General features: G+C 67.7%; 14 protein-coding genes. 4 read left to right on the top strand and 10 right to left on the bottom strand.

Annotation, left to right across the window (positions count from 1 at the left end; translation table 11 throughout):
• Positions 1-515: 515 nt before the first annotated feature.
• The 8 genes from ACNA0R_RS18625 to ACNA0R_RS18660 all read right to left on the bottom strand — a co-directional run bounded on the left by ACNA0R_RS18625 (position 516) and on the right by ACNA0R_RS18660 (position 10438).
• A complete protein-coding gene (locus ACNA0R_RS18625; RefSeq protein ID WP_415827528.1) occupies positions 516-1904 on the bottom strand; it encodes a sigma-54-dependent transcriptional regulator in 1389 nt (462 codons plus the stop codon).
• Positions 1889-3370: a sensor histidine kinase gene (locus ACNA0R_RS18630; protein ID WP_415827529.1), complete on the bottom strand. Its 1482-nt coding sequence runs from the start codon at positions 3368-3370 to the stop codon at positions 1889-1891. The genes ACNA0R_RS18625 and ACNA0R_RS18630 overlap by 16 nt, the downstream gene beginning before the upstream one ends.
• A 149-nt stretch (positions 3371-3519) precedes the next feature.
• The gene (locus ACNA0R_RS18635) at positions 3520-4458 is read right to left on the bottom strand and encodes a M14 family metallopeptidase (protein WP_415827530.1); all 939 of its coding nucleotides are present in this window, start codon (positions 4456-4458) and stop codon (positions 3520-3522) included.
• A gap of 102 nt (positions 4459-4560) precedes the next feature.
• Positions 4561-5556: a Bug family tripartite tricarboxylate transporter substrate binding protein gene (locus ACNA0R_RS18640; RefSeq protein WP_415827531.1), complete on the bottom strand. Its 996-nt coding sequence runs from the start codon at positions 5554-5556 to the stop codon at positions 4561-4563.
• Positions 5557-5703: 147 nt separating this feature from the next.
• Complete coding sequence (locus ACNA0R_RS18645) at positions 5704-6618, bottom strand: LysR family transcriptional regulator (RefSeq protein ID WP_415827532.1); 915 nt, start codon at positions 6616-6618, stop codon at positions 5704-5706.
• Positions 6618-7286, bottom strand: a complete 669-nt coding sequence (locus tag ACNA0R_RS18650; protein WP_415827533.1) for an HAD family hydrolase — start codon at positions 7284-7286, stop codon at positions 6618-6620. The genes ACNA0R_RS18645 and ACNA0R_RS18650 overlap by 1 nt, the downstream gene beginning before the upstream one ends.
• Before the next feature lie 147 nt (positions 7287-7433).
• Positions 7434-8771, bottom strand: a complete 1338-nt coding sequence (locus ACNA0R_RS18655; RefSeq protein ID WP_415827534.1) for a hypothetical protein — start codon at positions 8769-8771, stop codon at positions 7434-7436.
• Positions 8772-9100: 329 nt separating this feature from the next.
• A complete protein-coding gene (locus tag ACNA0R_RS18660) occupies positions 9101-10438 on the bottom strand; it encodes an iron-containing redox enzyme family protein (RefSeq protein ID WP_415827535.1) in 1338 nt (445 codons plus the stop codon).
• Positions 10439-10698: 260 nt separating this feature from the next.
• Between ACNA0R_RS18660 and ACNA0R_RS18665 the strand changes: the two genes are divergently transcribed.
• Both ACNA0R_RS18665 and ACNA0R_RS18670 read left to right on the top strand, forming a co-directional pair.
• Positions 10699-12684 carry a hybrid sensor histidine kinase/response regulator gene (locus ACNA0R_RS18665; protein ID WP_415827536.1) on the top strand — a complete coding sequence of 662 codons (1986 nt, stop codon included), beginning with the start codon at positions 10699-10701 and terminating at the stop codon, positions 12682-12684.
• On the top strand, positions 12681-13250 hold the full coding sequence (locus ACNA0R_RS18670; protein ID WP_415827537.1) for a TIGR02444 family protein: 570 nt from the start codon (positions 12681-12683) through the stop codon (positions 13248-13250). The genes ACNA0R_RS18665 and ACNA0R_RS18670 overlap by 4 nt, the downstream gene beginning before the upstream one ends.
• Here the strand turns inward: ACNA0R_RS18670 and budC are convergent.
• Positions 13192-13956 (bottom strand): meso-2,3-butanediol dehydrogenase, encoded by a 765-nt coding sequence (gene budC / locus ACNA0R_RS18675; protein WP_415827538.1) that lies wholly within the window; start codon positions 13954-13956, stop codon positions 13192-13194. The two genes, ACNA0R_RS18670 and budC, sit on opposite strands and share 59 nt — an antisense overlap.
• 297 nt (positions 13957-14253) lie before the next feature.
• Here budC and ACNA0R_RS18680 point away from each other — a divergent pair, with 297 nt between their 5' ends.
• Both ACNA0R_RS18680 and ACNA0R_RS18685 read left to right on the top strand, forming a co-directional pair.
• Positions 14254-15519 carry an MFS transporter gene (locus ACNA0R_RS18680; RefSeq protein ID WP_415827539.1) on the top strand — a complete coding sequence of 422 codons (1266 nt, stop codon included), beginning with the start codon at positions 14254-14256 and terminating at the stop codon, positions 15517-15519.
• A gap of 57 nt (positions 15520-15576) precedes the next feature.
• The gene (locus ACNA0R_RS18685; protein WP_415827540.1) at positions 15577-16143 is read left to right on the top strand and encodes a M23 family metallopeptidase; all 567 of its coding nucleotides are present in this window, start codon (positions 15577-15579) and stop codon (positions 16141-16143) included.
• A gap of 48 nt (positions 16144-16191) precedes the next feature.
• Here the strand turns inward: ACNA0R_RS18685 and ACNA0R_RS18690 are convergent, their stop codons facing one another.
• The gene (locus ACNA0R_RS18690; RefSeq protein ID WP_415827541.1) at positions 16192-17781 is read right to left on the bottom strand and encodes an ABC transporter substrate-binding protein; all 1590 of its coding nucleotides are present in this window, start codon (positions 17779-17781) and stop codon (positions 16192-16194) included.
• Positions 17782-17796: the final 15 nt, after the last annotated feature.

Genomic DNA, 17796 nt, shown 5'->3' on the forward strand with positions numbered 1-17796 from the left:
GGTCGGCGCCCAGGTGCGGGGGAAAGCGCACGAGCAAGCCTTCCGTGCTCACGAAGCCCTCCACGTCGCCATCGGGGTTCGGGACGAAGCGCGAGACGGTGGCTTGGGTGGTGACCGGTGCGCCGGCCTCGGCGGGCGGCCTCGGTTCCGGACCGCCGCCCGGCCGCGGCGGGGGCGGCANCGGGGGCGCGGTGGCCGGCGCGTCCGCCCCGGCGCCCGGTGGCGCGGGCGGGGCGGGTAGCGTGTCCGCCGGACTATCGGCGGCGCGGGCGGCGCAGGCGACGGCCAGCAACGTGGCCAGGCTCAACGCGTGGATGCGGAAACCGATCGCGCGCGGGGCGGGGAATAGCGACCTCAATGGCATGATCGGCTCCTGTGTTGCATACCGGAGCGCTATGCAAAGCCTATGCCATGACCGTCGCGCGGGGCGATGCGCGGGTTTCCGCCGTCAGGGGGCGCCCAATGTGTCAGCGAAGCCGACACCGGCTGTCCGATTTCCGGACAGCGACGCGGCGTCAGCCGCGGTCGTCGTTGTCAGGACCGGATATGCCGAGATTGGCAAGCCGGGTGTAGAGCGATTGGCGGCTGATGCCGAGCCTGCGCGCCGCCTCGGCGCGGTTGCCGCCGGCGACCGCCAGGGCGCGGACGACGAGAGCCCGTTCGACCTGGGCCAGCGCTTCGTTCAGTGGCATCTCGAAGAGCGGAAAAGGAATCGCATCGGTCGCGGCGCTGGTGGTCTCGTACAGGAAGGAGAAGTCCTCGCGGGTGAGCATCGCCCCGGGCGCCATCGCGCTTGCCCGCTCGATGGCGTTGGCCAGCTCCCGGACATTGCCCGGCCATGCATAGGTCGCCAGCAACCGTTGCGCATCGGTGGAGAGTTGCTTGCGCTGCGAGGGAAGCGCCAGCGTCGCAAGGAAGTGTTCCGCGAGCGGCAGGATATCCGCGACCCGTTCACGCAAGGGGGGCATATGCAAGGGAATCACGCTCAGCCTGTACAACAGGTCCTGGCGGAAAGTCCCGGCCGCGACCATCGCCGGCAAGTCGCGGTGGGTCGCGGCCACGATGCGCAGGTCGATGGCGATGCGACGCGTCGTGCCCAAGGGAGTGACTAGTCGTTCCTGCAGTACGCGCAGCAGCTTGGCCTGCATGGGCAAGGGCATATCGCCGATTTCATCCAGGAACAGCGTGCCGCCGTTGGCTTCCTCGAAGCGTCCACGGCGCTCGGCGTGCGCGCCGGTGAACGCGCCCTTGCCATGGCCGAAGAGTTCGCTTTCGAGCAGCCCGTCCGGAATGGCCGCGCAGTTTACGGCGACGAAGGGTTGGTCCGCGCGGGGCGACGCCCGATGCAGCAGGCGCGCGGCCACCTCCTTGCCGGTTCCCGTTTCTCCGGTAATGAGCACCGTCGAGTTCGTGCCCGCGGCGCGCCCCAGCCGCTTCTGCACTTCGCGCATGGCGGCGCTGACGCCGAGCAGCCGCGGTTCGTCCGAGGCGGGCTCGTCGGCGAAGGGCGGACTCGCCGCGGCGGCCGCCGCGGGATGGGAGGCGATGATGCGTTCCAGCAAGGCCGCGATCTCGGCGCGGCCAACGGGCTTGGTCAGATGTTCGAACGCGCCCAGCCGCATGGCCCCTATCGTGTTGGCGCTGGTGGCATGTGCCGTCAGCATCACGACCGGGACGCGCCGCAGGCCGGCTTGTGCGCGTAGCGACTCGAGCACCGCCAGGCCGTCGTCTCCCGGCAGGCGAAAGTCCAGGAAGATGCAGTCGGGTAGCAGGCCTTCCCGCAGGCGTTGGAATGCCTCGGTGCCACAGCGGGCTTCGACCGGCGTGTGGCCGCAATCCTGGATGGTTTCGGCGAGGCCTTCACGAAAGGCATCGTCATCGTCGATGATCAGTATGGTCGCCATGGCAGTTCGATGACGAAACGGGTCACGTTGGGATCTTCCGCGAGCCAGGCGGCGCCCCGGTGGGCGGAGGCGATTTCGCGCACGACCGCCAGGCCGAGTCCGGATCCGTCGGGGCGTCCGGTCACGAAAGGTTCGAAGATGCGTTCGCGCTCGGCGGGACTGACGCCGGGCCCGTCGTCGATGACCTCAAGCCTGAGACGCTCGCCCGCCTCGCTATGCACGCAGTTTGCCCGCAACAGCACTTTGCCGCCCGCCGTTGCATGCCGCAGCGCGTTCGCCACCAGGTTGTCCAGCGCGCGCGCCATCTGCGCCGGGTCGAACACCGGCCGCGTTTCCCACGGTTCGACGTGCGCGTCCAGTTTTACATCGCGGTTTTCGGCGTCGGGTTCATGCGTGCGAACCACCTCGTCCAGCCACTGTGGCAGATCGACTTCGCGTGGCTGGACCGTGACCGGCTGCGTCAAGGCCAGCAGACTGGCGACTTGCGATTCGACACGGCCCACCTGTTCGATGATCGTGCGCAGCGCGGCTTCGCGGCGCGCGGCATCGCCCGCCAGCGCGTTTTCCGCCTTCAGGCGCATCGCGCCCACCGGATTGCGGATCTCGTGGGCGATTTGCGCGGCCATTTTTCCGAGCGCGCCAAAGCGTTCCGCGTGGCCGAGCTGCACGCTCAAGGCGTGGGTTTCGCGCTGCAGGCGCTGGGCGCGTTCGACGTAGCGATTCAGCGCATCGACGATCTGGTCCAGATCGGGTTCGCCAAGCCGGGCCAGCGTCTTGCCCTGTTCGAAATCGCCCGCGGGCGCGAGCGCCTGTTGCAGCCGCGTGAGGCGGCGTTTCCAGCGCCGCAGCGCCAGCGCGACGAACAGCGCGAGCATGGCGACGATCGCCAGCAGGGCCGCCAGTACGGTGGTGGCGCGTTCTCCATAAGGGCCCAGCGGCGGCCGCGCCCGCGTCAGCGTCCATGCCAGCAGCGTGCCCTGGCGCGGTACCGGACATGCCACGGCGATGACGGCATCCGTGCCGCTGGACACGACGTCGGACTGCATCCCGCCGCTGGCGGCCGCTTTTTTCAAGGTGCGCAGTATCAGTGGCGTCTCGGCTTCGGGAATGTCTCGCTTCAAGCCGCTGCCCGTGTAGGTAGGGTAGGCATAGGCCAGGAAGCCATTCGATGTTTCCGAGGCGGCCGCGCTCCAGAAGCCGCCTTCTATTCCATCGGTGCGCAGCAAGGCCAGGTTCAGCACCGCGTGCATGAGATCGATGTTGACCGTACCCGGTACTGGCAGCGAAAGATCGTAGCGGGCGGCGACCGCCGCGCACGCCGCATAGGACTGTTGCCGGGCGACCGCGACGCGTTCGTCCAGCGCCGAGGACAGCATCAGCCACACCGCGGCCCCCAGCAAGCCGCACAGGCCGGCAACGAGGATCCAGAGCGCGACGAGTTGGGTGGAGAACGACGGTCTGGGCATGGGCGGCGTGGGCCTGGATATGAGCCCGGACGATTATAGTTGCGACGCCGCGAGGTGGCCCGGTCATCCGCGAACCGCGGTTGCGGCGCGGCGCCGCAGCGATGCCGCGTCCGGCGAGTTGGCGATGCCGGAGCCGATGCCGCGGGCGGCTACAGGTCTCGCGCGAGCCGCGCCACGGTGACGCCGGGCTTCAGCTGACGCAGCGACGGCATGACGAGCGTGCATGCGTCATACGGGGTGACGACGGGTTTGCCGTCCGCCCATGCCAGCACCGTACCGGCCTTTTCCACTGTCTCCAGTCCCTGCCAGTCGCGGGCGAACCGCACATCCATGGACGGCGCGACCACGGCGTCGGTGACCTGGAGCACGCGTTGTATCGGCGGATCGGGCAGCCGCCACCCCGCGGGTATGTCTCCGCTGTCGAGCACGCCGGATGCGGGCAGCACGCGCGCGAGCATGTCCCGCGCCACGTCATGCGAAGACCGGTCGCCATGGAACCCGCATTCGATCAGCAGGGCGCGGGCGTCCTCGCGCGCGGCATCGCCGAACTGCGCGAAGTCGCGCATGCGCACGCCGTCCTTGTGCCCGGCGTCCACGATGACATGCGCCGGGGCCTTCAGCTGGCGCGCCAGCGCGATATTGCGCGGCAGAAGGCCCGTGAGCAGAAGAGGGGCGCCCGGTTCGTGCATGGAATGCAGATCCAGCAGCCAGTCCGCGCCTTCCACCCAGGGGCGCAGGATGGCCGCGCGGCGGCGCTCGGCTGTATCGCGGGCGTCGATCCGATCGCCCGTCCATACGCGGTTCATATCTTCGTCGACGAAGCGCGAGGCGTCGTGGCGAGCGGGGTCGAAGCGGTCGAAGGCCTCCAGGTTGCAGAACGCCAGGGTAAGCGCGCCGCGGCGGGGGCGCAGTCCCGAGGCCAGCAGGTCTTTGAGCGCCCACGCGCCGCACAGCTCGTTGCCGTGGACCAGCGCCGTCACCAGCACCTTGCGGCCCGGTACGCCGGAGTCGAAGTGCCAGACGCCTGGCGTACCGGTATTGCCGATGCGCTCGGCGGCGAGGTCCGGCGCCGTAAGTTCGAATTTCATGTGATGGGCTATTGGGCTGTTGGATGACTGGGTTCCGGGGCGGCGGGCCCGCGGCCTCGCGGGCCGAGAAGCCGAGAGGCCAGGAAGCCAGGCGGCCGAGCGCTACTGGGCCTCGATCCGGGCGGCCTTGACCAGCGCGCCATATTTTCCGGTCTCCGCCGCCTGGAACGCCGCCAGGTCCACGCCCGGCTGGGCGATCTCCGCGCCCGCGTCCAGCATCTTCGCGCGGTACTGCGGCGACCTCAACGTATCGTCCAGCGCCGCGCGCAACTTGGCGACGACGGGCTGCGGAAGACCGGGAGGACCATACAGGCCGAACCAGAGATTGATGTCGACCGACTCAAACCCGGGCGTCGCCGCCAGCGGGGCGATCTCCGGCGCGGCGGCCGAGCGCTTGTTTTCCGTCAAGCCCAAGGCCACGATCTTGCCCCCGCGCACCTGCGGCAGCGCGGAAGAAAGCACCAGGATGCCGAAATCCAGCTGGCCGCTCATCAGGTCGGTGACCATGGGCGCCACGCCTCGGTACGGGACGTGGCCGACCCGGGTCTGAGTCGCCTGATTGATCATCTCGCCGGCCAGATGCAGAGTCGTGCCGACACCGGAGGATCCATAGTTGTATGTGTCCGCCGGCGCGCTGCGTGCCTTCCGCAGGTAGTCGGCGGCGGTCTTTACGCCCGACTTGGGACTGGCCGCCAGCACCATCGGTTGCGAGGCAACCAGCCCCACGGGAGTGAAGTCCGTGGCGCCGTTGTACTGGACGGCGGTATTGATCATGCGGGCGATGACCATTTCGTTGGTCGACCCCAGCAGCAGCGTGTAGCCATCAGCCGTGGCGCGCGCGACGCGCTGGGCGCCGATGGTGCCGCCGGCGCCGCCCAGGTTCTCGACGACCACCGTCTGGCCCAGGCGTTTGCTCATTTCCTCGCCCAGGAGGCGGGCGGTCAGGTCCACGCTGCCGCCGGCGGGATAGCCGACGATCAGCGAGATACTGCGCGTGGGGTATTCCGTCGCGTATGCGGCGGTACAGGAAGCAGCCAGCGCGGCGGCCGCGCATAGCATCGCGAACGCCCGGCGCGGCCGGTACGACAAGCATTTCATGAGTTTCTCCCTGGGGGCGGATTGGACGGCTTGACCGTCTCTTGGTGCTCGGGACCGTATTGTCGGCCGGCGCGGCGGCGTCGATGTGCTAGAACGGCACAATGCCGTGCCGTTTGGGCCCGGCACCCCGTCCCGGATCCGTCGCCGTCAGGGAATGCGGCGCGTTGTCGCCGCCCAGGCCGCCTCGGCGATTTCCGTCATGCGGACACGCGGCCGATACAGGCGGACCTCAAAGGCGACTTCGTCGCCGCGTCCGCCCAGCGCGGTCAATGCCCCGCGCCTGCAGTCGGCGACCACCATGGACCATGGCAGCCAGGCTACGCCCAAACCATGGGCCACCGCGCCGAGCGCCGCATCCAATGAATCGCTGCGCATGAAAGGCGTCAGCGCGTAGGGCGTGGTTTCCAGGCGATCGGCGAGGATGCGGGCCATCGCCAGGCCGCCGGCATAGTCGATCAGGGGCGTCGGCCGGCCTCCTTCGCGCAGCTGGTGCCGCGGATTGCCCCGGGAGTCGACCTGGCTGACCGGCACCAGCTTATCGGTGGCGAAGGTGATGTACTTGTAGCGCTGCGCGCTTAACGACGCCGACATGGCGGGATGCTCGTAGCAGCACAGCATGTCGACCGTGTTCTGCTCCATCATGATGACCACGTCCTGCATCCTGCCCGTCGATATCTCCACCTGCGCGTCGCCGTTCAGCGCCCGGGGCGCGCGATTGCGCAGGCGGGCGATCCAGTCGGCGACCAGCGTCCGCGCCAGGCTGCGGCCCGTCGCGATGCGCAGTACCGGTTCGCCGCCCGCGCCGGCTCCGCGCACGCGGTGGCGTACCAGGCGCATCTGTTCGACCACCTGGATGGCCGTTTTGAGCAGGGCGTCGCCTTCCGCGGTCAGCGCCACGGGCTGTTGACCACGCCGCACCAGGGGCGCCCCCGCCCACGCCTCGAGCGCGCGGATACGCCGGCCAAAGGCCGGATGCGTGACGTGCCGAAGCTCCGCCGCCCGGACGAAACTGCCGGTGCGCGCGAGCGCGATCAGGTCTTCCAGGAGTTTGAGGTCGGGCATCAGTCCAGGCCCAGCAGCGCCGGCAGGCGCGCCATGTCCGCGAACACGGCGGCGGCGCCGCCGGCCAGCAGCGCATCGGCCGGGCTGTGCGACGGACCGCCCGGGCTGTAGCCCAGGACGGTGGCGCCGGCCGCCACGCCGGCGGTGACGCCGGTCACGCTGTCCTCGATGACGACGCAGGCGGACGGGCTTATTCCCAATGCCGCGGCGGCCGCGAGATAGACGTCCGGGCTGGGCTTGGAGCGCGCCATCTCATAGCCGCTGAAGATCCTGCCGTCGAAATAAGGCATCAGGCCGGTCTTGTTCAGCTGCAGCTCCAGCTTTGCACGGTCCGCGCCCGAGGCGCAGGCGATGCGGCCGTCCAGGCGTCCGTGCAGCAGCCTCACGGCGTCCAACACATTGGGAATCGGTTGCACACGCTCGCGCAGCGCGTCATTGCGGCGCCGCCAGAACTGGGCCAGCCAGTCCGCGCCCACGGCCACACCCGAGGCCTGGCCGATCCAGGGCAGCTCGTCTTTCATCGTCCTGCCGACGAAGCGTCGCAGCACCTCGTCGTGCGTCAGGGACAATCCGAGTTCCTGCAGCATGTCGCGCAGCACACCCGTGGATATCCGTTCGCTGTCCACCAGTACGCCGTCGCAATCGAACAACACTGCCTTGGCTTTCAAGAGCACTCCACGCCAGATAGGGAAAGAGGCGCGCCGGCCGCGCCGCTTCCCGATCTTACCTGTTCCCGCGCGGCCCGAATCATCCGCATGGCGATGCGCGCGAACGCGGATCGCCATGCGCGATGACGGCGTGTCGGGGAGCGCCCGTCAGCGGTCGAAGTAGCCTTGCTGGATCGCCCGCAGCCACACCGGGCCGATGACGCGGACCTGGCGGTTGACGATGCTGTGGTTAAAGCCTTCGATGCGGATCAGCACGTGCTTGCCGATGTAGGGCGCCATCATGGTGCGGGCCGCTTCCATCCATTCGACGGGATAGACCTCGTCGTAGGTGCCGTTCATATCCCAGACGGGCAATCCCTTCAGCGCCGGTCCCGGCATGCTGGTGGCCAGGATGTCGTTCAGCATCTTGTTGAAGCCGGCCTGCTTCATCTTGGCGGGGACGAAGGGCGCCATGTACAGCCGCAGGGCAAGCTCGGACAGCGCGCCGACGTTGTAGAACATGATGGGGTCTTCGACTTCCTTGAAGCGCGGCTCTTTCAGGTCGCGTTGCCAGCGCGCGTCCTTTTCGGCGGGATCGGCGCGCTTGTTGTAGAACTCGAAGTCCGCGCGGCCGCGGCCGCGCACGCGCAGGGCGGATTTCTCGTACGGCCAATCCCAGCGTCCCGCCTGGGCGGCGCCGTAGTAATAGGCCACGCCGGGAGGCGAGGAGCCCCAGTTGAGATAGCCATCGGGACGCAGGCGTTCCGCCAGTGGCCACATCAACGCGCCGCCGGTGGAAAAGCCCCAGTACAGCACCATGGACTTCTTGCGCTCCTTGTCGGACAGCGTGCTGCGCAGGCCGGCTTCCAGGCCGTCGACCATGGCGACCGGCGTCGCGGCGACCATCTCATTGAACAGCTGCGTGCCCGGCTTGGGAAAGCGCACGTACTCGCTGCCGCTCTTGCTGGCGGTATTGCCGGCGGGCTGGATGGTGTAGTCGTCCTTGGACCAGTATGCCTTCTGATGCTGCGAGAAGATGGGCATGCGTTCGTCCAGCGGGATGGTCTCCCAGGTGCCGCTGCGGTCCGGCGCGAAGAAATTCCAGCGGCCGACGCGGGTCAGCGCGATGAAGGTGATGCCGCGTTTGGCCAGCCATACGCCGATTCCTTCCTTGCCTTCGTCCGTCTCGATGAATCCGTTGGCGCTGGAGCTGCCTTCTTCGGTCGCCACCAGGACGACCTTGCGGCCGTTGTGCATCAAGGGCTTCGAGGGCTCCAGGCGCATGACGACCTGCGTGAAGGTCATGCCATTGGCGGGATAGTCGACGTAGGTGACCTTCTTCGTGAACTGGCTGGTCTCCGGGTAGTCCTTGCCGGCGAGTATTTCTTCGACCTGCGCTTGCGGCAGTGTTCCCTTGTCCGCCGGCAGGGTCCAGGCCGTGGCGGCGGTCATGTAGATGGCGGAAAGCGCCGCGGCGACTGTTCCGGCGATGAGTTTGTACGGCATGGATGCATCGGTCCGTGTAGGGGTTCATGGCAGGCTGCCGCACGGCGGCGCCGGCTCATGAAAGCGCGCGCGATCGTGCGGACAGCACGGGCATGGTGCCATGGCCCGGATCCCGCGAACGGGACGGTCCCCGATGTGGCGCACACATTCCCCGCTTTGGCGCCGAGATGCACTGCATTGCAGCGGAATCTGCGGCGCCCATGCAACAGGATGGGCGCATGGGCCGGCATCATGGACCGGCATCATGGGCCGGCATGCGGGGAGGCGCGCGGCGTCGCCGACATCCCGCAAACCGCGGGGCGCAAGAGGACAGCGATGCGCCCGCGTCGCTACGCAGCCACGGATTGATAGGCGCGTTCGGCGAATTCCCGCGTCGCCGCCAGGCCTTCCGGCGTGTAGTGCGCGCCGGGCGCCAGCTTGGCCAGCAGGTTCCTGGATGCGGCAAGCGAGCTGGCATGGTCGCCGGTCTTGGCGGCGTATTTCCTGGCCGCGCGAAAGCTCAGATGACGGCCGTTGACCATCATGCGCGGCGTGCGGCCCGGCAATTCGGGGCCTGCAAGATACTCCTTGCAGTCGCCCGCGATCCAGTCGTAGATCGCCTGCAATTCTAAAGTGTTGAACACGCCGAACATGCAGGCGTCGGCGCCCGATAGCAAGGCCCAGAACTTCGATCGCGACGGATCCTGATGGCGCACGATCCAATCCTTCTGTTGCAGCGCCCGCAGGAACTCGGGAATGCGGTCCGGCTCGGATAGCCATGCATTGACCGTGCGGCCGGCAATGCGGCAGTAGTCGGCGTGCGCCGCGCGGCCGTAGCGCGACTTCGCGCGGAAGATCTCCGTCACGACCTGATCGGCATCGAAGCCCGCCGCGACGGCGGTGGAGGACACGCCGGCATCGTTGAGCAGAAAGCCGCGCTTGACGCGCTCGTAGAAAGCGGCCCGCTGCACGGGCTCTTCCGGCATCAGCCGCAGCACCGCGTCCACCGCCTGGCGGGCATGGCCGGAGCCGGCGTTGTCGACCGTGACGTGGACGGTGAAGTAATACGGATCGATGCCCAGTTCGTCCAGCTCGTAGGCCGTCACATGCAGGTGATAGGGCAGTTGCTCATAGCCCAGGTTGAAGCCGGCCATCTCGGCGGTCAGGGTATGTCCATGCAGCCCTACCGCGAGCTGGATCGCGCCCTGTTCGTACAGGCGGTCGTCGGTGGGCTCCCAACCGTCCGCGCCGGTGGCGCGCAGCAGATTCAGGAACAGCGTGACGTGGTTCTGCGCTTCGTCACCCATGCCCAGCTCTTCCAGATAAGTCGAGATCAATGGCTCGAAGCGCGCGTCGCCCTGATGCCGCAGGCTGCCATATAGCCACGAGCCGTCCACCAGCTTGGTCGGCGCGACCTGGGCCAGGAAGTGGAGCGCGTGCGAGCGCGTGGCGAACATTTCGCGCGGCCCGCCCGCCTTGCGGCGCGCCAGGTATTGCCGATAGCGCTCCCCGACCGCATCGACGTTGGCGTCCATCCAGGCATACAGATCCCTGGGGTCGGACGGCAGTGCCGCGGCGCCGACATCCAGCGCGGCCAGCCTTTCCGCCAGCCATGCGCCGCTGGCCTCCAGTGTCCGGGCGCTATCCGGGCTGGCGACCATTTGCTGATAGCGCTCCTTGTAGAGCATGTCGCGGGATGCCGGAGCCGGGTGCTCCGCCGTTCGTCGGGTAGGGAAGGGAGTCGTAGCGGATAAGCAGGTCATTGTTGTTGTCCTCGATCGTTGATGACCTGTTTGGGGCAATTTGTGTGCCGGGGCTTCCCGATTTCCGCAAAGGGTGTAACCAGGCTGCTCTTGCGTACGGACGACCCGCTGTGCGACCGACAAGCCGTGATCCTCGGCCGGCCGTGATGTAACATCCGGCACGAAATAACCGCATGGGGTGTGACATGTCTTCATTGGAGCCGAACGACGGCCGCCCATTGCCAACCTATCAGCCCGACCGCCTGGTCGATGCCATCGTCAGCTACGCGGTCTACATGGTGACGCCCGACGGGAAGGTGGCGAGCTGGAACGCCGGCGCCCGCGCGCTGACCGGCTGGCATCCTACCGATGCAATAGGCCAGCACTACTCGACGTTCTGTCCCGCGTTCGCGGCGATCTCGGAGGACCTGGGTGTCCTGCTGGACGACGCCAGGTCGCCCGGGGTGCTGCATCGCGAAGGCTGGCTGAAGCACAAGGATGGCACCCACGTGCGGGTCAGCACCGCCATCAGCGCGATGCGGGAGGATAGCGGGGCGCTGCTGGGCTACGCTTTCGTTTCGCGCGATCTCTCCGACGTCATGGCGGCCGACGAGGCGCTGCGCCAAAGCGAGGAGCAATTCCAGTTATTGATGCGCGGCGTGGTCGATTATGCGATCTATATGCTGGACCGCGATGGCCATGTCAGCAGTTGGAACGCGGGCGCCGAGCGCATCAAGGGCTATAGGAAGGAAGAAATCCTCGGCAGCCATTTTTCGCGCTTCTACACGGACCCGGACCGCGAAGCAGGCATGCCGGAGCACGCGCTGCGGACGGCCTTGCGCGAAGGGCGCTATGAAAGCGAGTCCTGGCGTGTGCGCAAGGATGGCTCGCGCTTCTTCGCCCACGTCGTGGTCGATCCCATCTACGACAGCGAGCACAAGCACGTCGGCTTCGCGAAAATCACGCGCGACATCACGGAAAAGCAGGCGGCCAAGGAAGAACTGGAGCGCACCCAGCGCGCGTTGCAGCAGGCTCAAAAGCTGGAAACCATAGGCAAGCTTACCGGCGGCGTGGCGCACGACTTCAATAATCTGCTGCAGGTCATCGGCGGCAACCTGCAACTGCTGGCGTTCGAATTCCCGGACAACGAACGCGCCAAGCAACGCCTGGCGAACGCACTGGCTGGCGTGCAACGCGGCGCGAAGCTGGCCAACCAGCTATTGGCGTTCGGGCGCAGGCAACCGCTGGCCCCGAGCGTCGTCAACATCGGCCGCTTCCTGCGCGGTTTCGACGATATGCTGCAACGCAGCCTGGGCGAGGCCATCGAGATCGAAACCATCGTGGCGGGCGGCCTGTGGAACACGATGGTCGACCGGGCGCAGCTGGAAAATGCGCTGCTCAACCTGGCCATCAACGCGCGCGACGCCATGAACGGCGTGGGCAGGCTGACCATCGAAATCGGCAACGCCTATCTGGACGACGCCTACGCGCGGACGCGGCCGGAAGTGACGCCCGGCCAGTACGTCATGCTGGCCGTCACGGACACCGGCGGCGGCATGACCGAAGAGGTGATGGCGCAGGCCATCGAGCCTTTCTTCTCGACCAAGCCCGAGGGCCATGGCACCGGTCTCGGATTGTCCATGGTCTACGGTTTCGTCAAGCAGTCGGGCGGCCACTTCGCGCTGTATAGCGAGGTCGGCCATGGGACCACGGCCAAGCTGTATCTGCCGCGTTCGCTGGAAAAGGAAGATGTACCCGCGGAGCTGCTGACCGCCGACGCGGCCGGCGGCACGGAAACGATACTGGTCGCCGAAGATGACGTAGAGGTCTGCGCAACGGTGGTGGACATGCTCAGGGGCCTGGGCTATCGGGTGCTGAAGGCCACGGACGGCGAGAGCGCCTTTGCCATCGTGCAGAGCGGCGTCAAGATCGACCTGCTGTTCACCGATGTGGTGATGCCCGGTCCGCTGCGCAGCCGCGACCTGGCGCGCAAGGCGCAGGAGCATATTCCGGACATGGCGGTGCTGTTCACGTCCGGATATACGCAGAACGCGATCGTGCACGGCGGGCGGCTGGACAAGGGCGTGGAGCTGATCACCAAGCCCTACACGCGCGAAGAGCTGGCGCGCAAGATCAGGCAGGTCCTGGCCAATCACAAGCAGCGCCGCGCCGCGGCGGGAGGCTCGCAATGACCGCCGTGGCCGCTGGAAGTTTTTGGGCGTTCTCGCTGGCCATTTACGCGCGTCCCGGCGTGCCGGACGCCTGCCTGGGCCTGCAGGACGGCCATGGGCTGGACGTCAACGTACTGCTGTTCGCGCTGTATGCCGGCCAGCGCGGGATCGCGCTGGGCATCGACGACTATGCCGCGCTGGAAACCGTCGTTTCAGATTGGCGGCGGCAAGTGGTGGCGCCGTTGCGCGGCATCCGCCGGCACGTCAAGACGACGCTCGGCGGCGAGGGCGGCGGGCCGTCCATGGAGCGTGAAGTGTACGAAGCCATCAAGCGCGCTGAACTGGCCGCCGAGCGCGCGCAGCAGGCCCGCATGGAGCAGTGGCTCGCGGCACGCCCGACGGCGGACCCGGCGGGGGCGGGCGCTGGCTGCGCCGAGAACCTGGATGCCTACCTGCGCTTCATGCAGTGCCGGCGCGATGCGGCGGCGCAAGCCCATCTGCAGGTGTTGCGCGCCGCGGCGCCAGCGGTCACGCCTGCGGCGGCTGGCCGTTCGACGCCGTCAGGCCGCCGTCCACCGGCAGATTGACGCCGGTCACGAAGACCGCATCTTCGCTGGCCAGGAAGGCGATGACGGATGCGATTTCCTCGGGCTCGGCGCCACGGCCCAGCGGAATGCGTTCGGCGAATTTCTCCATCAGCGCCTGATTGGCGTACATGTCCTCGGTCAGGTCCGTGCGGGTCAGGCTGGGGCACACCGCGTTGACGCGGACGCCGTCGCGGCCGTGGTCCATGGCCAGCGAGCGGGTGAAATTGGTGACCGCGCCCTTGGCCGCGTTGTAGAAACTCATGCGCCAATCGCCGCCCAGGCCGGATACCGACGAGACGTTGACGATGCAGCCGCGGGTTTTGATCAGTTCCGGCATGGCGGCGCGGCAACCGTAGAAGACGCCGTCCAGGTCGGTGGCAATGACCTTGCGCCAGTCCTCCGGCGACGCCTCGGTGACCGTGCCCTCCACCGCCGTGCCGGCGTTGTTGACCATGACGTCCAGGCGCCCGAAGCGCTGCACGGCCGCCCGGACCAGTGCCTGGACTTCGTCCAGTACCGAGACGTCGGCGATATGGATCAGTATCCTGGATTCGTCCAGGTCCGCGGCGGCGCGCTTCAGCTTGGACCCGGTGCGGCCGGCAAGCACGACGTTGGCGCCTTCCTGGGCGAAGCGCCGCGCGGTGGCGGCGCCGATGCCGGATCCGGCGCCGGTGACGATCACGACTTTTCCTGCGAAACGGCTCATGACGATCTCCTGTGCGACTCGATGACCGGGCGCCGTTGCAAGCGCCGTACCGCGTTGCGGCGCCGCGGCCGCGCCGGCCGATGGGCTGCCCCGCCGGCGCGGATCGGGCCGAGCGCGGTTCCGGCGCGGGGCCGTTCAGGAAGCCGGCAAGGATTTATGGCTACAATCCCCGGCGACGCGAGGGCGCCGCCACGGCGTTCGCCGACGATGGCCGATGGCCGTCACCGCGCGTCGATGCCCCCGGCCGGTAAACAGACCGGTAAAACGAGCCGGTAAAACGGCCGCTGCCACTCCGCCATGTCCTCTTCCTCCGCCGTACCGACGCCTGCGCTGCCCCCGGGGCGCGAGCGCACACTGCTTTGGCTGCTTGCGCTGACCCAGTTCACCATCGTGGTGGACTTCATGGTGATGATGCCGTTGGGGCCGCAGATCATGCAGGCCTTCACCATCAGTCCGGCGGCCTTCGCGGCCGCGGTATCCGCCTATTCCTGGTGTGCCGGCATTTCGGGCCTGTTGGCGGCCACCTACATCGACCGCTTCGACAGGCGCAAGATGCTGCTGGTGGTGTATGCCCTGTTCGCGCTGTCCAACCTGATCTGCGCCATGGCCACCAACTATCACGCGCTGCTGCTGTCACGGGCTTTCGCCGGGTTGACGGGCGGCGTGCTGAGTTCGCTGGTGCTGGCCATCATCGGCGACGTCATCCCGCCCCAGCGGCGCGGCACCGCCATGGGCGTGGTGATGACATCCTTTTCGCTGGCGGCCGTGGCCGGCGTGCCGCTGGGCGTGGTGCTGGGCGCGCATTACGGCTGGAGTTCGCCGTTCTTCGAACTGGTGCTGCTGTCGGCGGTGATCTGGGCAGGCGCCTGGAAAGTGGTGCCCACGCTGACCGCGCACATCCGCGTCCCCCCGGTGCCGCTGTCGCGGACGCTGCCGGATCTGTGGTCGCTGATGCGCGAGCCCGCGCACCTGCGCGGCTTCGGGCTGACCGCGATCGTGATGGGCGCGCACATGTTGATCGTGCCGTTCATCTCGCCGTTCCTGGTCGGCAACCTGGGCGTGGAGCCCGAGGCCATTTCGCTGATCTATATGGCCGGCGGCGCCGCCACCTTCTTTACGTCGCGGGCGGTGGGCCGGCTGGCGGATCGCTATGGCAAGCGGCGGGTCTTCCGTGTGGCGGCCCTGGCTTCGCTGTTGCCGGCGCTGTTCATCACGCATCTGCCCCAGCTGCCGCTGTGGGCCTTGATCGTGTTCTTTCCGTTCTTCCTGGTCACCGCCAATGCCCGCATGATTCCGGTGCAGGCGCTGCTGACCACGGTGCCGGAGGCCCATCGACGCGGCGCATTCATGAGCGTGAACTCCGCCGTGCAGCAGATCGCCACCGGCACCGGCGCCTGGATAGGCGGGCTGATGCTGACGACTTCCTCCAGCGGCCGCATCTCCGGCTACGGCGCCAACGGCTGGCTGTGCTGCGCCTGCATCGTCTTTGCGATGTGGTGGGTGACCAAGGTCCGGTCCTACGGTTACGAGGCCAGGACGGCGGAAGCGGTCCGCGCGACGTAGGGGTCCAGGATCGCCACGTGCTTGCGGCGGCACTACGGTGCTTCGGGATATGCAGTCATGGGTGCGATCGCGCGTCTTCTGATCGTCGTCTTGCTGGCGTTGGCGGCCTGGTGGGCGTGGCCGCGCCTGCCGGATGCATGGCGCGCGCCCTGGCATATGGCGCGTCTATCGCTGCAGGAAGCGCCCACGGCCCTGCCCGTGCCGGTGCGGGGCGTAACCCCGCGCCAGCTGGCCGATACCTGGAACGCCGCGCGGTCCCAGGGCCGCAAGCATCAGGGGATAGACATCTTCGCGCCGCGCGGCACGCCGGTACTGTCGGCGACCGAAGGCGTGGTCACGCAGGTCGGCACCAACCGCCTGGGCGGCAAGGTGGTGTGGGTCATGGGGCCGGGCCGGCAGATTCACTATTACGCCCATCTGGACGCCTATGCCGAGGTGGAATGGGGCAGCCACGTCATGCCGGGTGACGTGCTGGGTTACGTCGGCAACACCGGCAACGCCCAGGGCACGCCGCCCCACCTGCATTACGGCATCTACGCGCCGGGCGGCGCCATCAATCCCTTTCCTATTCTCACGGGCCGCGGCGATCCACCCGCCGGCAAGGCCGCCGGGCCGGATTCCTAGCCCATACGGGCGAGTCTCCACACACGTCGCCGAGGGCGCGCGGCTCGTTCAGACCGACATATCGATCGCCGATGTCCGTTCGTCCGCGCGGGGATTGTGGTGGATGCCCTTGCGCACGGCCCACACCGGGTTGACCTGGTACAGCGGAATGATGGCCAGGTCGTCGATGGCGACCTTGACCGCCTCCTGCATCTGCTTTTCGCGCGATTTGTCGTCCATCGTCGCCAGCGCCCGGGCGGTCATGGCGTCCAGCCTGGGATTGCTGTAGCGTCCCTCGTTCGCCACGCCCCAGCCCGTCGCGGTGTTATAGGTGCCGACGACGTTCATCAGGCCCGTCGACGCGTCGCCCGCGGAATTGCCCCAGCCGATCAGGTGGATGGCGAACTCCTGCTTGCGCGCGCGTTGCGCGAACACCGCATAGGGCATGGTCGCCACCTCCACGCCCAGGCCCGCGCGCGACCACATCTGCCCGATCGCCTGCGCCACGCGCGAGTCGTTCGGATAGCGATCGTTGGGGCTGTGCAGGGTGATGCGGAAGCCTTTCGGAAAACCCGCCTCGGCCAGCAGGCGGCGCGCTTCCTGCACGTTGACCTGCGGCACCGGGATCTGCGGATTGTAGGAGTAGGCGCCCGGCGGTATCCATTGGCCGTTGGCCGCCGCGCCGCCGTTCATCAGCCGGTCGACCAGCAGTTTGCGGTCGATGGCCAGCGAAAGCGCCTGCCGCACCCGCGGGTCGCGCAGGGGATTGTGCGGCAGCGGGCTGCCGTCTGCGGCCTTGATGAAGGCCATATTGTCGTCGCGCGAGACATTGGGGAACAGGAAGATGGACCGCATGCCGGCGATCTGGTCGACCGTGACGTTCGCCGCCGACTTCAAATGCGCGATGTCGGCGGTGGGGATCTGGTCGGCCATATCGATATCGCCCGCCAGCAGGGCGGCGATGCGTGTGCTGTCGTTGGCGATGGTGCGTAGCCGCGCCCGGGCCCACGCCGGCCTGGCGCCCCAGTAATCGTCGTTGCGGATAAAGCCGGCTTCCTCGTTCTGGCGGAAGTATTCGTAGCGATAGGGACCCGTGCCGATGGCGGCCTTGCCCGTGTTGTAGTCTTCGCTGGTGGCGTTCTCGCCCACGTGCCGGGAGACGATGTAGACCGTGCCGACGCCGCGCGGCAGATTGGCGTAGGGCGTCGAGGTGTGCAGCCGCACAGTGAGTGGATCGACGATCTCGACCTTGGAGATGGCGTTGATGTAGCTGGCGAAGCCGCCCGGCACGTCGCGCAGCTTGACCACGCGATCCAGGGTGTAGGCCACGTCATCGGCGGTGAAGGGCTTGCCGTCGTGCCAGCGCACGTTCGGCCGCAGCTTGAATTCCCATACCGTATCGGAAATCAGCTGCCAGGACTGCGCCAGGCCGCGCGCCGCCGGCTTGGAGTTCTGGTCGCGTTCGACCAGCTTCTCGTAGATGTGCGACGCATAGTCGATGTTCGGCTGGGTGTTCGCATAATGCGGATCGGCCGACGTCGCGGCCGAGCGCGTGCCTATGATCAGCGTGTCCTTGCGCGCTTGCGCGCATGCCGGCCCGGCCGCGCCCAGGGCGGCCAAAGCGCCCGCGGTGCCCAGAAGAAAATCACGTCGGTTCATCGTCATTGCCTGCTT

It is taken from the genome of Bordetella sputigena, assembly GCF_965137885.1.
Taxonomy (GTDB): domain Bacteria; phylum Pseudomonadota; class Gammaproteobacteria; order Burkholderiales; family Burkholderiaceae_B; genus Bordetella_C; species Bordetella_C sputigena.

Excerpts from the sequence above, each read along its gene's own strand:
- ACNA0R_RS18625 (WP_415827528.1), bottom strand. The coding sequence starts at position 1,904 with ATGGCGACCATACTGATCATCGACGATGACGATGCCTTTCGTGAAGGC.
- ACNA0R_RS18630 (WP_415827529.1), bottom strand. The coding sequence starts at position 3,370 with ATGCCCAGACCGTCGTTCTCCACCCAACTCGTCGCGCTCTGGATCCTC.
- ACNA0R_RS18635 (WP_415827530.1), bottom strand. The coding sequence starts at position 4,458 with ATGAAATTCGAACTTACGGCGCCGGACCTCGCCGCCGAGCGCATCGGC.
- ACNA0R_RS18640 (WP_415827531.1), bottom strand. The coding sequence starts at position 5,556 with ATGAAATGCTTGTCGTACCGGCCGCGCCGGGCGTTCGCGATGCTATGC.
- ACNA0R_RS18645 (WP_415827532.1), bottom strand. The coding sequence starts at position 6,618 with ATGCCCGACCTCAAACTCCTGGAAGACCTGATCGCGCTCGCGCGCACC.
- ACNA0R_RS18655 (WP_415827534.1), bottom strand. The coding sequence starts at position 8,771 with ATGCCGTACAAACTCATCGCCGGAACAGTCGCCGCGGCGCTTTCCGCC.
- ACNA0R_RS18660 (WP_415827535.1), bottom strand. The coding sequence starts at position 10,438 with ATGCTCTACAAGGAGCGCTATCAGCAAATGGTCGCCAGCCCGGATAGC.
- ACNA0R_RS18665 (WP_415827536.1), top strand. The coding sequence starts at position 10,699 with ATGTCTTCATTGGAGCCGAACGACGGCCGCCCATTGCCAACCTATCAG.
- ACNA0R_RS18670 (WP_415827537.1), top strand. The coding sequence starts at position 12,681 with ATGACCGCCGTGGCCGCTGGAAGTTTTTGGGCGTTCTCGCTGGCCATT.
- budC (WP_415827538.1), bottom strand. The coding sequence starts at position 13,956 with ATGAGCCGTTTCGCAGGAAAAGTCGTGATCGTCACCGGCGCCGGATCC.
- ACNA0R_RS18680 (WP_415827539.1), top strand. The coding sequence starts at position 14,254 with ATGTCCTCTTCCTCCGCCGTACCGACGCCTGCGCTGCCCCCGGGGCGC.
- ACNA0R_RS18685 (WP_415827540.1), top strand. The coding sequence starts at position 15,577 with ATGGGTGCGATCGCGCGTCTTCTGATCGTCGTCTTGCTGGCGTTGGCG.
- ACNA0R_RS18690 (WP_415827541.1), bottom strand. The coding sequence starts at position 17,781 with ATGAACCGACGTGATTTTCTTCTGGGCACCGCGGGCGCTTTGGCCGCC.